14 protein-coding genes are annotated in these 14,786 nt (G+C 69.2%); 2 read left to right on the top strand and 12 right to left on the bottom strand.

Features of this window, described 5'->3' with window-relative positions; genetic code table 11:
• Positions 1–19: 19 nt before the first annotated feature.
• The 4 genes from HFP15_RS34850 to HFP15_RS34835 form a co-directional block, all read right to left on the bottom strand.
• Entirely contained in the window at positions 20–1,492 is a 1,473-nt protein-coding gene (locus HFP15_RS34850; protein ID WP_168521508.1) for an aldehyde dehydrogenase, read from the bottom strand.
• A 147-nt stretch (positions 1,493–1,639) separates the two neighbouring features.
• A complete protein-coding gene (locus HFP15_RS34845; protein ID WP_246272319.1) occupies positions 1,640–2,800 on the bottom strand; it encodes an acyl-CoA dehydrogenase family protein in 1,161 nt (386 codons plus the stop codon).
• A 106-nt stretch (positions 2,801–2,906) separates the two neighbouring features.
• Positions 2,907–3,563, bottom strand: coding sequence for a TetR/AcrR family transcriptional regulator (locus HFP15_RS34840; RefSeq protein WP_168521506.1), 657 nt, complete (start codon positions 3,561–3,563; stop codon positions 2,907–2,909).
• A 27-nt stretch (positions 3,564–3,590) separates the two neighbouring features.
• Positions 3,591–4,361: an SDR family NAD(P)-dependent oxidoreductase gene (locus tag HFP15_RS34835; RefSeq protein ID WP_168521504.1), complete on the bottom strand. Its 771-nt coding sequence runs from the start codon at positions 4,359–4,361 to the stop codon at positions 3,591–3,593.
• Between the two features lie 114 nt (positions 4,362–4,475).
• Between HFP15_RS34835 and HFP15_RS34830 the strand changes: the two genes are divergently transcribed.
• Positions 4,476–5,630 (top strand): acetyl-CoA C-acetyltransferase, encoded by a 1,155-nt coding sequence (locus HFP15_RS34830; RefSeq protein ID WP_168521502.1) that lies wholly within the window; start codon positions 4,476–4,478, stop codon positions 5,628–5,630.
• Here HFP15_RS34830 and HFP15_RS34825 read toward each other — a convergent pair whose 3' ends face one another.
• The 6 genes from HFP15_RS34825 to HFP15_RS34800 are packed head-to-tail and all read right to left on the bottom strand — an operon-like array spanning position 5,631 to position 11,841.
• Positions 5,631–7,121 (bottom strand): class I adenylate-forming enzyme family protein, encoded by a 1,491-nt coding sequence (locus HFP15_RS34825; protein ID WP_168521500.1) that lies wholly within the window; start codon positions 7,119–7,121, stop codon positions 5,631–5,633.
• Positions 7,122–7,149: 28 nt separating this feature from the next.
• Positions 7,150–7,935: an enoyl-CoA hydratase/isomerase family protein gene (locus HFP15_RS34820; protein ID WP_168521498.1), complete on the bottom strand. Its 786-nt coding sequence runs from the start codon at positions 7,933–7,935 to the stop codon at positions 7,150–7,152.
• On the bottom strand, positions 7,932–8,798 hold the full coding sequence (locus tag HFP15_RS34815) for a 3-hydroxyacyl-CoA dehydrogenase family protein (RefSeq protein WP_168521496.1): 867 nt from the start codon (positions 8,796–8,798) through the stop codon (positions 7,932–7,934). The genes HFP15_RS34820 and HFP15_RS34815 overlap by 4 nt, the downstream gene beginning before the upstream one ends.
• A 24-nt stretch (positions 8,799–8,822) precedes the next feature.
• Positions 8,823–9,908, bottom strand: coding sequence for an acyl-CoA dehydrogenase family protein (locus HFP15_RS34810; RefSeq protein WP_168521494.1), 1,086 nt, complete (start codon positions 9,906–9,908; stop codon positions 8,823–8,825).
• Positions 9,905–11,662 (bottom strand): acetyl/propionyl/methylcrotonyl-CoA carboxylase subunit alpha, encoded by a 1,758-nt coding sequence (locus HFP15_RS34805; RefSeq protein WP_168521492.1) that lies wholly within the window; start codon positions 11,660–11,662, stop codon positions 9,905–9,907. The genes HFP15_RS34810 and HFP15_RS34805 overlap by 4 nt, the downstream gene beginning before the upstream one ends.
• 11 nt (positions 11,663–11,673) lie before the next feature.
• Positions 11,674–11,841, bottom strand: a complete 168-nt coding sequence (locus HFP15_RS34800) for an aldehyde dehydrogenase (protein ID WP_168521490.1) — start codon at positions 11,839–11,841, stop codon at positions 11,674–11,676.
• A gap of 69 nt (positions 11,842–11,910) precedes the next feature.
• Between HFP15_RS34800 and HFP15_RS34795 the strand changes: the two genes are divergently transcribed.
• On the top strand, positions 11,911–12,795 hold the full coding sequence (locus tag HFP15_RS34795; RefSeq protein ID WP_168521488.1) for an LLM class F420-dependent oxidoreductase: 885 nt from the start codon (positions 11,911–11,913) through the stop codon (positions 12,793–12,795).
• Positions 12,796–12,859: 64 nt separating this feature from the next.
• Here HFP15_RS34795 and HFP15_RS34790 read toward each other — a convergent pair whose 3' ends face one another.
• Together HFP15_RS34790 and HFP15_RS34785 are read right to left on the bottom strand one after the other, a co-directional pair.
• Positions 12,860–13,789, bottom strand: coding sequence for an SDR family NAD(P)-dependent oxidoreductase (locus HFP15_RS34790; RefSeq protein ID WP_168521486.1), 930 nt, complete (start codon positions 13,787–13,789; stop codon positions 12,860–12,862).
• Between the two features lie 14 nt (positions 13,790–13,803).
• Entirely contained in the window at positions 13,804–14,778 is a 975-nt protein-coding gene (locus HFP15_RS34785; RefSeq protein WP_168521484.1) for a cyclase family protein, read from the bottom strand.
• Positions 14,779–14,786 lie beyond the last annotated feature (8 nt).

The raw sequence follows: 14,786 nt of genomic DNA, 5'->3' as shown, positions 1-14,786 counted from the left end.
TGCGGTGGGGATCCGCGGTCTAGAAGCTCGACGGGGTGCCGTCGAGGATCACCGTCTTGAGCTCGACATACGGCAGTACGCCTTCCCGGCCGCCCTCACGACCGACACCCGATTGCTTGAAGCCGCCGAAAGCGATGCCGAAGTCGCTGCGGAAGGCGTTGTGCCCGACTGTTCCGGCGCGCAACTGCCGCGCGACCGCGAGCGCCTTGTCCGCCGAGGCGGTGAAAACCGAGGCGTTCAAGCCATAGATGGTGTCGTTGGCGACCCGCACCGCCTCCGCCTCGTCGGCGACCGGGATAACACTCAGCACCGGCCCGAAGATCTCCTGCTGGGCGATGGTCGAGGAGTTGTCGACGTTGGCGAAAACGGTCGGTTCGATGAAGAAGCCCCGCTCGAGCCCGGCGGGACGACGACCACCGGTGGCGAGGTCGGCACCTTCGGCCAGCCCCTTGGCGATGTAGCCCTCCACCCGCTCGCGGTGCCGCGCGCCGGCGAGCGGGCCCATCTGGACGTCCGGTGCGAACGGATCGCCGACCTTCACCTGCCCGAAGTTCTTGACCAGCGCCTCGACGACCTCGTCGTGACGCCGCCGGGTCACGACGACGCGAGTCAGGGTGGAGCAGACCTGGCCGGTCACCAGCGTCTCCATGAAGGAGAGGTTGGCCGCCGCGGCGTCGATGTCCGCGTCGTCGAGAATCACCGCCGCCGACTTGCCACCGAGTTCCAACGTGAATCGGCCGATGCGTTCACCCATGAGCGACGCGATACGGCGGCCGGCGGCGGTGGAGCCGGTGAAGGCGATCTTGTCCACGCGCGGGTCGGTGACCAGGATTTCGGCGGCCTCCCGATCGGCGGTCACGACGTTGACCACGCCGGGTGGCAGCCCGGCGGCCTCGGCGATCTCGGCCAGCACGTACGCCTCGCCCGGGGCGTCGGGCGACGGCTTGATCACGACGGTGCAGCCGGCGAGCAGCGCGGGCGCGACCTTCACGCTGATGCTGCCGATCGGCGCGTTCCACGGCACGATCGCTCCGACCACGCCGACCGGCTCGCGGACCAGCAAACCGAGTTCACCGCCCGCCGTCGGGCTGTGGGGCTCGACGAACGGAAACTCGCCGGCGAGATCCGCGTAGTAGTTGAAGAAATTCGCTGCCTCGGCGGCGGCATACTGCGCCATCGAATAGAGTGCGCCCGATTGACGCGGCCAGATCTGCGCGATGTCCTCGGAGCGCCCGATCAAACCGGCGGCGATGGCCTTCAAGTGCTCGGCCCGCTGCGCGTGGCTCAGCCCAGGCCACGGCCCCTCGTCGAAGGCTGTGCGTGCGGCCGCGATCGCACGCTCGACGTCGCCCCGCCGGGCTTCGGCGACGGTGAAGTACTTCTCCTCGGTCGGGGCTTCGATCACCTCGAACGTCGAGTCCGTCGACGGGGTTTCCCACTTCCCGCCGATGAAGAAACGATCGGCGTGCGCGACAGGGACGGCGGTGGTCATGACGAGTCTCCTCACACGGCGCGGAGGCGCTCGCCTCCTCGATGAGCGTGCGACTCACGCTAACGAGAGTCTCGCATTCTGTCTACCATCCGTTTGATTGTCGTGTGGAGTTCACAGGAACGCACCCGCCGGAAGTGCCGCCGAGCGTCAGAGACCGACGGACCTGCCGACGATCTCCTTCATGATTTCCGTGGTACCGCCGTAGATCCGCTGCACCCGGGCGTCCCGCCAGCGCCGCGCGATCTCGTATTCCTCCATGTAGCCGTAGCCGCCGTGCAGTTGCAGGCAGCGGTCGACCACCCGCCATTCGAGTTCGGTCGCCCAGTACTTCGCGCCAGCCGCCTCGGCCGCTGTCAGCTGCCCGGCGCAATGGCGCATGATGCAATCGTCCACATAAGAGCGTCCGATCCGGACCTCGGTGACCATCTCCGCGATGGCGAAACGGTTCGCCTGGAAGCTGCCGATGGGTTGCCCGAAAGCACGCCGCTGCTGGGCGTAGTCGACGGTGCGCTCCAGCACGTGCTCCGCGTCGGCAATCGCCGTGACCGCCATGGCCAGCCTCTCCTGCGGCAGGTTCCGCATCAGTGCGCCGAATCCCGACCCGACCTCGCCGAGCACGTTCTCCTGCGGCACGCGGACGCCGTCGAAGTGCAGTTCCGCGGTGTCCTGAGCGTGCCGGCCGATCTTGTGCAGACTGCGGCCGCGGCCGAAGCCCGGTGCGCCGGCCTCGACGACGAAGAGACTGATCCTGTCCCGGTCGCCGACATGGGTCTGCGCCGCGACGATCACCAGGTCGGCCTGGATTCCGTTGGTGATGAACGTTTTCGAGCCATCGAGGACGTAGTGGTCTCCGTCCCGGCGAGCGACCGTCCGCATGCCCCGGAGATCCGAGCCCGCACCCGGTTCGGACATCGCGATCGCGAGAACGGTGTCGCCGGAGACGACGCCGGGGAGCCAGCGCTCGCGCTGCTCGGAGTTCGCGAGGTCCCAGAGGTAGGGGCCCACGATGTCGTTGGCCATCATGAAGGCGTCGGTACCGACCCCGGCGTACACGATCTCCTCGTCGAGGATCGCGTTGAAGCGGAAGTCGGCCAAGCCCAGTCCGCCGTACTCGGCAGGAGCCGCGAAGGCCACGAACCCCTGCGCAGCGGCGGTCTTCCAGAACCCGCGGTCGATGACACCGTCCGCGAGCCACTTCTCGGCGCGCGGGGCGGCTTCGCGTGCGAGCATCGCACGGACCGATACACGGAAGGCGTCGTGCTCCGGCCCGAAGATCACCCGGACCGGTTTGGTGAAGCCCGGCATCATCGTCACCGCTCACTCCCTCAGGCTCGTGCCCGCACTCGGGCCTGAGCCGACGCTAGCAGGGAGCCCTCTACTTTTCTACCAATTGGTTGGCAGTTGGCGAGCTGGCTCAGCTGGCGAGCGCCTTGCGGACGAACTCGGCGCCGCTGTCGGCGAGCTGGTCGGCCGAGGTGCGGGAGCGCGGGTTGTACCAGGTGTAGGGCCAGACCATGACGGCCGTGGTGTGCGCGACAGCCAGCCTGCTGTCCATCGCCTTCGGCACCTCGCCCAGTTTCTTGGCCTGGTCGATCAGATCGATCACCGCGGCCTCGTTGGCCCGGCGGCGGCGCAGGATGTCGTCGTGGCGTGCGCCTTCCAGGCGCGTCCAGTCGTGGTGGTACACCGCCAGTTCCGTGATGTTCGACGCGTTGTAGCGCAGCTGGAGCCGGACGAACTCCACAATCCGGTCCAGCGGCGACAGGTCGTCCCGCGAGATCGCCTGATCGAGCAGGCTCGTGACGGTGTCGTGCACGTGCTCCACGATGAGGAAGAGCAGGTCCTCCTTGGAGTCCACATAGTAGTAGAGGCTGCCCTTGAGGATTCCCACGGCGTTCGCGAGATCGTCCATCGATGTGCTCGCGTAACCCTGCTCGTGGAACAGGCGCAGCGCGATCTCGACGATCTGCTGGGCGCGGTGCGCGCCACGGGACTGCTTCCCCTTCGACTCGTCCGCGGGCCAGACCAAGCGCTTCGAGCCCGTTCCCCGCTTTTCGTTCACGTTCGCCATATCCGCCCCACCATCCAAGTGTTTGGTTCATTGTGACATCCGCGCGCTGTCCCCCATGACCCTGATCTCCCCTGACCGCGAGCCGTCGGCGACGAACGCCGCGACCTCGTCGGCCACCTCCCGGGGTTCGAGCAGACGGCCGAGGTCGGACAGCCCGGCCAGCCGCTGCTCGACCTCCGCGGCGGACCGGGAGCTGGCGGCGGAGATCGTCGCGACGTTGGCTTCGGTCATGCCGGTGCGCACGAACGCCGGCGCAACGAGATTGGCCGTCACACCGGTGCCACGAAGGTCCAGGGCCACCGCGCGAGTCAGCCCCCACAGCGCGTGCTTCGACGCCGTGTAGGCGACGCCGAACCGGATCGGCCGGTGGCTGGCGAGCGAGCCGACCGTGACGATCCGCCCCCACCCCCGCTCCTTCATGTGCGGCACGCAGGCCTGCAGTGCGGCGAATGCGCTCGTCACATTGGTCGAGAGCACCCGATGCCAGGCGTCAAGCGACGTATGCGCGAGGTCGCCGGCGAAGGCCGTGCCCACGTTGGCGACGAGGACGTCCGGCTTCAACTCGGCCACCCGTTCCACGGTCGCATCGTGGTCGAGCGCGTCCAGCACGACGCAGGACAGCGCGGCGGGACTTCCTAGCGACTCGGTGGCGGCCGCCAGCCTGCCCCCGTCGCGTCCGGTGATCACCACGGCGTAGCCGTCGGCCAGCAGGCGCGCCGCCGTCGCCAGGCCGATACCCGCGCTACCACCCGTGACGAGCGCGGTCCGCGCGATCACGACGATCCCCGCTCGACGCACACCGGGAAATGCTTACCGGACAAGACATCCTCCTTGCGGCTTCCCTCTGCGACTGGTGATGTGCCATCCTGATTTCTACCAACTGTTTGCTAGTCTACTTTACGAGGAGCGAAGATGCCCGAGGCATTCGTGGTCGACGCGGTCCGCACTCCGGTCGGCAAGAAGGGCGGCGGGCTGTCGGCGGTGCATCCCGCGGACCTCGGGGCGCACGTCATCCGCGCGCTCGTCGACAGGACGGGAGTGGATCCCGCTGCCATCGACGACGTGATCTACGGCTGCACCGACAACATCGGCGCGCACGCGGGCGACATCGCCAGGACGGCCGCCCTCGTCGCGGGCCTCCCCGAGACGGTGCCCGGCGTGACCCTCGACAGGCAGTGCGGCTCGTCGCAGCAGGCCGTGCACTTCGCGGCGCAGGCGGTGATGAGCGGCACCGCCGATCTCGTCGTCGCGGGCGGCGTCCAGACCATGAGCCGGTACCCGATCGGAGTGGCGTTCCGGCTCGGGGAGCAGTTCGGCGACAAAGACCCGTTCAGCGGCTCCACCGGCTGGCTCGCACGCTACGGCGACCAGGAGATCACCCAGTTCCGCGCCGCCGAACTGGTCGCGGACAAGTGGGGACATACCCGCGACGACCTCGAGGCCTTCGCGCTGGAGAGTCACCGGCGGGCCGTCGCAGCTCAGCAAGCTGGGCACTTCGACCGGGAGATCCTGCCACTCGCGGGCGTGACGGCCGACGAAGGTCCCCGGCCTGACACCAGCCTGGAGACGATGGCCAAGCTGCCGACGCTCGTCGAGGGCGGCAAGATCACCGCGGCCGTGTCGAGCCAGATCTCGGACGGCTCGTCGGCGATGCTGATCGCCTCGGAAAGCGCCGTGCGGGAACACGGCCTCACGCCGCGGGCGCGCATCCACCAGCTGACCGTACTCGGCGACGACCCCGTGCTGATGCTGACAGCGCCCATCGCCGCGACGAAGCTCGCGCTGAAGCGCGCCGGTCTGTCCATTCGCGACATCGACGTGGTCGAGATCAACGAGGCCTTCGCGCCGGTCGTGCTGGCCTGGCTCGAGGAGACCGGAGCGGACCCGGAGCGTGTCAACCCCAACGGCGGCGCCATCGCGCTCGGGCATCCGATCGGCGCCACCGGCACACGCTTGATGACGAGCATGCTGCACGAGCTGGAGCGCACCGGCGGCCGCTACGGCCTGCAGACCATGTGCGAGGGCGGCGGTCAGGCGAACGTGACGATCATCGAGCGGCTCGGATGATCACCGGCGGCGCAGTTCCCGCTTGAGCACCTTCCCGCTCAGGGTGCGCGGAAGTTCCTCGACGACCTCGAAGTGCTTGGGCAGCTTGTACTTCGCCAGGTACCCGGCGAGGAACTCCCGCACCCGCGCGAAATCCGGCGCGGTGCCGTCGGTGACGACGTACGCCTTCGGGACCTCGCCCCACTTCTCGTCGGGTACCCCGACCACCGCCACCTCGAGCACGCCGGGGTAGCGGCGGAGCACGTTCTCGATCTCGCTCGGGTACACGTTGAGGCCGCCGGAGATGAGCATGTCCTTCGCCCGGTCGACGATCGTCAGGAAGCCGTCGTCATCGGCGACCGCGAGATCACCCGTGCGCAGCCAGCCGTCGACGATCGCGGCGGCCGTGGCCGCCAGGTCGTCGAGGTACTCCTTCATGATGTTCTCGCCCTTGACGGCCAGCTCACCGACCTGCCCGGGCACCGTTTCCGTGCCGTCGGCGCGGAGCACCTTCACCTGCTGGCCCAGCAGCGGCCTGCCCGAGGAGCCGATCTTCTCCGCGACGCGGTCTCGCGGGACCTGGAGGCAGAACCCGCCGCCCTCGGTCAGACCGTAGGCACCCATCAGCCGGATACCGCGGCGGAGGTACTCCTCGACGAGCGCCGCCGGGACGTTCGCGCCGCCGATGCGCACCTCGCGGAGACTCGACAGGTCCCGCTCGCCGAAGCCGGGGGCGCGCAGCATCGCGTCGAACACGGTCGGCACACCGATGAGGAACGTGATCCGGTCCTTCTCGATGGCGTCAAGCACCTCGGTGGCGTCGAACTTCGCGGTGATCCGGAGGGTACCGCCCGCTTTCATGATCGGCATGACCACCGCGATGACCGAGCCGGTGAACGGGAGCGGCAACGGGAGAAGCGCCCTGTCCGCCGGGCCGAGGCCACCGGCCGCGATCGACGAGGACGCCATGGCCTCGATCGAGCGGTGCGTGAGCACAGCACCCTTCGGCAAGCCGGTCGTGCCGCTGGTGTAACAGATCGCGAGCGGCGCATCGGGGTCGAGATCCGGGTCGTAGCCGGCCTCGCCGTGCGACAGCAGCTCGTCGAAGCCGCGCCCGCCGTCCGGCACAGCACCGACGAAGAAGACCTTCTCCACCGAATGCGTCGTGGCGCTCAAGCGCTCGGAGAACGACGCGTCGGTGACCAGCAGCCTCAGCCCGGAGTGGCTGATGATGTGCGAGAGCTCGGGCGGCGTCAGCATCGTGTTCAGGGGGACGAACGCCGCGCCCAGACGCGCCGCGGCGAGGACCAGCTCCACAAAGGACGGATGGTTGCGCAGCAGCAACCCGAACCGGTCACCGGGCCCGATCCCCTCCGCCCGCAGGCCGGCCGCGAGCCGCGCGACGCGGGAGTCCAGCTCGAGCCAGGTAAGCTGCTCGTCGCCGAACCGGAGCGCGACGCCGCCGGGGCGGAAGTCGCGGTGAAAAGACGTCCACTGCCCGACGTGCGCCATCGCACCGGTTCCCTTCGCAATCAGAACATCACGAGTGTGTCCACTGTGGAGCGCGCTTCTCCAGGAACGCCTGGAATCCTTCCTTGCAGTCCGCGGAAGCGAACGCCTTCAGGAACAACGCGCGCTCCAGTTCCAGGCCCGCCTCGAGGTCCGCCCGGCCGGGCTCGCGCACCGCGCGCTTGGCGGCTTGCACCGCGACGGCTGGCTTGGCGGCGATGGACGTCGCCAGCTCGACCGCGTCGGCGAGTGCCTTGCCCGCCTCGCTCACCTTGTTCACGAGCCCGATCTCGAGTGCCTGCGGCGCCCTGATCACCTTGCCGGTGAGCATCAGCTCGGTCGCGATCGACAACCCGACCCGGCGGGTGAGCCGCTGTGTGCCGCCGCCGCCAGGGATGAGCCCGATGCCGACCTCCGTGAGGCCCGCCTTCGCGTTCGCATCCATCACGAGCAGGTCGCACAGCAGCGCGATCTCCAGCCCACCGCCGACCGCGGGGGCCTGCACCGCGCCGATCAGGGGCTGCGGGATCACCTCGATGATCTCGAAGATCCCCCTGGTCCACGCCGAAAACCGGTCCATCGCGCCGTCCTCGGCGAGCAATCGCTCGAACGACGAGATGTCCCCGCCCGCCATGAACGCCTTGTCCCCGGCGCCGGTCAGGACGATCGCGCGGGTCGCGGAGTCGTCCCGCAGCTGCGAGAAAACCTTCTCCAGCCCGGCCAGCACCTCCTGGCCCATCGCGTTGACGGGCGGGAAGTCGACGGTGACCACCGCGACCCCGTCCGCCGGCCGGGAAATGCTGACGGCGTCGCTCATCGGGCCTCCCCGTAGTCGCTGAAACCCTTGCCGGTCTTGGTTCCGAGGTCACCCGCGTTCACCAGCGTGCGCAGCACCTGCGGCGGGCGGAACCGTTCGCCGAAGTTCTGCGTGAGAGACTCGGATGCGGCGAGCACGGTCTCCAGGCCACCGATGTCGGCGGTGGCGAGCGGCCCCATCGCGTGGTTGAACGCGAGCACGCAGGCGCGGTTGATGTCGTCGGCGTCGGCGATGCCCTCTTCGAGGATCCGCGCCGCTTCGATGCACCACAGGTTCATCAGCCGCGAGGTGATGAAGCCCTGGGTGTCCTTCTTGCAGACGATCGTCTCCTTGCCCAGCTGCTTCGCCAAATCGAGCGTCGCCTGCAGGGTCTCGTCGGAGGTCTTCGCGCCCCGCACGACCTCGATGAGGCGCATCAGCGGCGGCGGGTTGAACCAGTGCGTGCCGATGAACCGCTCGGGCCGGGTGACGGCGTTCGCGAGCTTGGAGATCGCGATCTGCGAGGTGTTGGTGGAGATGAGCGCATGTGCCGGGACACTCGCGTCGATCCGGGCGAGCAGGGCGTTCTTGAGGTCGAGGTCCTCCGACACGCTCTCGATGACGTAGTCCGCCTCGGCACAGCCGGATTCGAGGTCGGTGGTGGTCGCGATGCGGCCGCGCACGCCGGCGCTCTCGTCCTCGGTCAGCTTGCCGGCCTTCACCAGCCGCGCGAGGCTCCGCTCGATCCGGCCGAGGCCTCGCTCGCACGCCTTCTCGTCGGCATCGACGATCGTGACCGTGACCCCGGCGCTCGCCGCGACCTGCGCGATGCCGCTTCCCATCTGCCCACCACCGCCGACGACGGTGATTTTCTCGACAGCCATGCTCCCTTGCCTCTCTTCGTGCTTTCAGTACGACCGCGGCAGGCCGAGGGCGGCCGTCGCGACGTGGTTGAGGGCCAGCTCCCGCGTGACCGGGATTGACTTCGCGAGACGCAAGAACGCGAAGCGCTGGTATACCTGGGTTTCATCGGTGTAGCCGCTGCCGCCGAACGTCTGCAGCGCCGCGTCCGCCGCCTGCAGCCCGGCGTCACAGGCCGCGATTTTCGCGATGGTGCAGGCGGTGCCGCGGTCGTCCCGTTCGCCGGCCGCACGCCACAACACGGCAGCGGCGCTCTCGAGCGCGATGTGCGCGTCGGCGAGCGGATGCTGGACCGCCTGGTGCGCGCCGATCGGGACGCCGAAAACCTCGCGGGACCTGGCGTGCTCGACCGCCTTGGCCAGACACCAGCGCCCCAGCCCGATCGACTGCGCGGCGACCGCGAGCCGCTCGGCGTTGAGCCCGGTGAAGAGCGCTTTCCCGCCCTGGCCGGGTTCGCCGATCACGGCGGTCGCGGGGAGCCGCAGATCGTCGAAGTGCAGGGTCCACTGCCGTTCCGCGACCGGCACGTACACCGTGACCGGTGTCTTCGTGACCCGCTCGGCCGGCAGCTCGACCACGAAGAGCGTCAGGGCGTCCGCCGCGCGAGTCACGAGCAGCATGTGCGTGGCGTGGTCGACGGCGGAGATGTAGGTCTTCTCGCCGCGGATGATCCAGTCGTCGCCCTCCCGCACTGCAGTGGTGCGCATCCGCATCGGGTTCGAACCAGACTCCGCCTCGGTGAGCGCGAAGCAGAACCGCACCTCGCCGGTCGCGATTCCGGGGAGCAGGGCGGCTTTCTGCACCGCGGTCCCGTGCTCGGCAAGGATCCGGCCGACGACACCTGTGCTCAGCAACAGCCCCGGGGCGGTCATCCCGGTGAGCCCGACGGCTTCGATCGCCTGGCAGAGTTCGGCCAGCGTCCCGGAACCGCCGTATTCCTCCGGCAACGACAGGCCCGCGATGTCCGCGGCGGCGAGGTCCTCCCGGAGACTCTCCGCGGCGGTCAGGTCGTCGAGCGGCAAGCCTTCGTATTTCCGTCCGATGCCGAGGACGAGTTCCGCGATCGTGTTCACGGCTCGATCACGGCGAGGACCGCCCTGTGCTCGACCCCTTCACCGGCCTTGCGGGTGAGGGTGAGCCGCCCGGACCGGTGCGCCACGACGACGTTTTCCATCTTCATCGCTTCGACGACACAGATGGGATCACCGGGCCGCACTTCGTCTCCGTCTTTCGCGTCGAGGCGGCTGACGACGCCTTGGATCGGCGACCGGAGCTCGGGTGTCTCGGCGGCAGGACGATCCGTGCGAGTCGCCGTGGCGCCGCTTTGCCGGCGCCGCGCGGAACTCGCACGCGCGGCGTCGTGGGCCGTGCCGGTGATCGTGATCGTGAAGACGCGGTCGCCGAGGGGCAGCCGGACGTCGCGCCGCGGGGCGGCTTCTGGTTGAACGGTCACGTCACCCGTCTCCGCAGGCTCGAGGTCCGACAAGTCCCATTCGGACTCGACGGAGACGGTCGAGTGCTCCGCTCGGACGAACTGCGGATGCGCGAGCGCCAAGCGGTGGAAGGGAAGGGTCGTCGCCGGGCCCGCAAGCTGGAACTCGTCCAGTGCGCGCGCCATGCGATGCAGCGCCTGGTCCCGGTTCGCGCCCCACGTCACGAGCTTTCCGATGAGGGAGTCGTAGTACGGCGAGATCTCCTGCCCCGCCTCCAGGCCGGTGTCGAACCGCACCCACGGGCCGAGCGGCGGCGTCAGCGCATGCACCTTCCCGCTGCGGGGAGCGAAGGACTCCGCGGGGTCTTCGGCGTTGATGCGCACCTCGACGGCGTGGCCGGTGACGGTGACGTCCCGCTGGACACGCCCGAGCGGCATCCCGCCGGCGACGCGGATCTGCTCGGTGACGAGGTCGATGCCGGTGACCTGCTCGGTGACCGGGTGCTCGACCTGCAGCCGCGTGTTCATCTCCAGGAAGTAGAAGGTGCGGCCGTCGGTGTCGAGCAGGAACTCGCACGTGCCGGCGTTCGTGTAGCCCACGTGTCGCGCGAGCCGGACGGCCGCGTCCGCGATCGCCCGCCGCACAGCGGGATCGAGGCCTGGCGCGGGCGCCTCCTCGATGAGTTTCTGGTGGCGGCGCTGCACGGAGCAGTCGCGGTCGCCGAGGGCGAGCACCGTACCGCGATGGTCGGCGAGGATCTGCACCTCGATGTGTCGCGGCCGTTCCAGGTAGCGCTCGGCATAACAGTCGCCACGGCCGAAGGCGAGGGTGGCCTCGCGTACCGCGGCCTCGAACGCGACGGGCAACTCACCGGGCGCACGGACGATGCGCATGCCACGACCACCGCCGCCGTGCAACGCCTTCAGCGCGAGGGGAAACCCGTGCTGTCGGGCGAAAGCCACCGCCGCTTCGGCGTCGGCGAGCGCGCCGTCGGAGCCGGGCACGACCGGCACCCCGGCCTCCACAGCCGCGCGTCGTGCGGCGACCTTGTCCCCCATGACCTCGATCGCCGTGGCCGGGGGGCCGATGAACGTCAGCCCCGCGTCGGTGACGGCGCGAGCGAGCCCGGCGTTCTCCGACAGGAAACCGTAGCCGGGATGGACGGCACCGGCACCGCTTTCGCGTGCGGCGCCGAGGATGCGCTCGATGTTCAGATAGCTGTCCGCGGGGCTGGCCTCGCCGATCCTGACCGCGGCATCGGCGAGCGCGACGTGCCGACTTTCGCGGTCGGCGTCGGAGTACACGGCGACCGCGCGGAGGCCGAGGTCGTGGCACGCCCGGATGACCCGGACCGCGATCTCGCCGCGGTTGGCCACCAGCACCGAATCGAACACAGGCGTCTCCTTCATCCGGCGACCAGCGGGTCGCGATCCGCCCCGATCAGGTCCATTTGCACGGCTTTCGTCTCGAGGAACTCGTCCATCGCGTTCGGCCCGCTCTCCCGGCCCCAGCCATCGGCACCGAAACCGCCGGGCCGCACGGAACGTCGTGCCCGGCGAAGGAAACCTAACATCGAATCACAGTAGATGTCTACCAACCGAATGGTAGACTTCTGGGTGCGGCGGGTGCTACCGTCGTCCGTGTGAAGATCGGTGCGATGGTTCCGCTCGGCGGAAAGAACGTCTCCGCCTCCTACGTCCGCACGCTGGGGCCCGCGCTCGAGGAGCGCGGCTTCGAATCGCTGTGGCTCGCGGAGCACAACGTTCTGTTCGACCACGATTCTTACGAAAGCCGGTATCCCTACACCGAGGACGGGCGGTTTCCCGGTCCTAGCGACGGCGCGTTGCTGGAACCGCTGACCGCGCTGTCCTTCCTCGCCGGCGTGACCACGACGCTACGTCTGGGCACGGGGATTCTCGTGGTACCGCAACGCAATCCGGTTTTCACGGCGAAACAGGTGTCCGATGTGGACCTGCTGTCCGGCGGGCGGGTCGAGTTCGGGATCGGGATCGGCTGGCTGCGCGAGGAATTCGCGGCACTGGGCGCTTCGTTCGAGCACCGAGGTGGTCGCACGAACGACTACCTTCGTGTGATGCAGTCGTGCTGGACCGATGAAGTGTCGAGCTACCAGGGCAAGTACTACGAGCTCGCCCCCTGCCGCTTCAACCCGAAGCCGGTCCAGAAACCCCATCCGCCGATCCACGTCGGCGGCGAGACGGACGCCGCGCTCCGGCGCGTCGCCGAGTTCGGCCGCGGCTGGTACAGCCTCAATCCCGACCCGGCGGCCGTGCCTGGTGCGCTCGCGCGGCTCGAGCCGATGCTGGCCGAACGCGGCCGGAGCCTCGCCGACGTCTCCGTCAGTGTCTGCCCCGGACTCCGGGACCTGGACAAGGAGAAGCTTGCGCGCTTCCGCGACGCCGGTGTCGACCGCGTGATCGTCGAGGTCGTAGCCAAGGATCGTGACCGCCTGCTTTCGAAGCTCGACCGCGTGGCCGCCGACGTCGTCGACGTGGCCACCGCGCTGTAGAAAGTCCCGGTCGGCTTGGGCAGGGTCGGTGACCACGGCCGAACCTGCCCAAGCCGACGGCTAGCTAGCGGGGTTCGCGGAGGGTGGCTTCCCATCCGGCGAAGGGTTTCGCCTCGGAGAGGAGCTTGCCCTCCGCGCTCGCGCGGGCACCGACGAGACCGGCGATCTCCTTTCGCAGCTCCTCGACGCTCCACCGGCTCTCGCGTTGGAGGCTCGCCACCACCTGCCAGCCCTCGAACAACCCGACCTCGCCGCCCATGACCTGCCACACTCCCCCGGTGTACGGGCACAGTGTGCTGGCGAGGTAGACGACCAGCGGGGACACGTTGGCCGCGTCGAAGACGTCGAACGCGTCCGCGTCGGCCGGGGGCCGGAACATCTCGGCGAACTCTTCCGTGGGCGCCGTCATGGGTGTCCGCGCGACCGGCGCGATCGTGTTCACCCGGACCCCGTAACGACTGAGCTCCTTCGCCGCGATCTGCGCGAACGCCGCGATCCCTGCCTTGGCCGCGCCGTAGTTCGACTGGGCGACCCCGTTCAGCAACCCTGACCCCGACGAGGTGCAGACGATGGCGGCCTCCACCGGCCCGCCCGTTTCCTTGGCCTTCTGCCGCCAGTACCCGGCGGCGTGCCTGGTACAGGCGAACGTGCCTTTCAAGTGCACGGTGATCACGCTGTCCCAGTCGCTCTCGGTCATGCTGACCAGCATGCGGTCGCGCAGGATGCCGGCGTTGTTGACGAGCGCGTGCAGGTCACCGAACTCCTCGACCGCGGTCCGGACGATCCGCTCGGCGCCCGCCCAGTCGGCCACCGAGTCGGTGTTCGCCACCGCCTCGCCGCCGGACGCGCGGATCTCGTCGACGACCGCCGACGCGCCGCCGAGGTCGTTGACCACGACCTTGGCTCCCTCGCGCGCGAACAGCAGAGCGTGCTCACGCCCGAGACCACCACCCGCGCCCGTCACAATCACCACACGGTCCTTGAGATGCTGCACCGAATCCTCCTGTGTCAACGGATCGCCACCGCGCCCGGCGGGCTCGCCACACCCTGTGGCATGTTCAGCGGCGAGGAGGTGAAGAACGCCTCGTACGTTCCCGTCGCCGCGCAGTCCTCGGCCAGCTCGTCGAGATCGAACAGTTCACCGAGCGGCATTCCCAGCAACGGCAGCAGAGCCGTGTGCATGAAGACGTCCGGCCACCGCGTCTTGTCCTCCCGCGCCACCGACCGGTCGGTGAACACGCCGAGCGGGAGCACCTCGACTCCGGGGTTGTCGCCGGCGACGGCCGCGATGTGCAGATCCCACAGCAACCGGAGCATGTCCTGACCGGGACGCAGGCCGGGTGCGGCGAAACCGTCCGGCCGCGCCACCGCGGCGCGCCCGCTCTCGTCGAGCGTGCGGTACCAGGACAGCCAGCCGGTGCGCAGCAGCACGACGTCGCCCGCTTCGATGGGCGTTGCCTGGTCCTCGACGCACGCGCGCAGTTCCCCGGGCGTGATCGGGTCCGGTTCGTCGTAGGCGAGCGGCCGGCCCTGCGCCTCGCGCCACCGGCCGAAGTCCACGAGCACACACCGTCCGGCGATCCGGCCGTGCCAGTGCTGGATGCCGTGCTCCTCGTCCGGCACGCCGCCGTAGTGCCCGTACAGCGGGTGCGCCACGTGCCGGAACCCGTCCCACTGGCTGGAGGACTGGGTGTTCCAGTCGTGCAGGAGGTCGTCGTGCGAGCCGCCGATCTTCCCGACGACCTCGTGCCGGAACGGCGGCCGACCGAACAACGGTGGCGAGGGCAGCGTGGCGTCGAGGTCGAGCCCGAACACCCGGCCACGCCGCACCAGCGACGCGGCACGCGCGACACGTTCGGGCGTCAGCAGGTTCAGGCAGCCGAGCACGTCGGTCCCGATCTCGCCCCACACCCCCCACGACGATCCGGGCGGGGCACCGGGTGTCACGGGAAGTTCGTCGTAGGACGGCAACTCGCTGGTCACTCGCTCTC

Source organism: Amycolatopsis acididurans (genome assembly GCF_012328925.1).
GTDB lineage: Bacteria > Actinomycetota > Actinomycetes > Mycobacteriales > Pseudonocardiaceae > Amycolatopsis_E > Amycolatopsis_E acididurans.
This window is presented reverse-complemented; position numbering and strand designations above follow the sequence as displayed.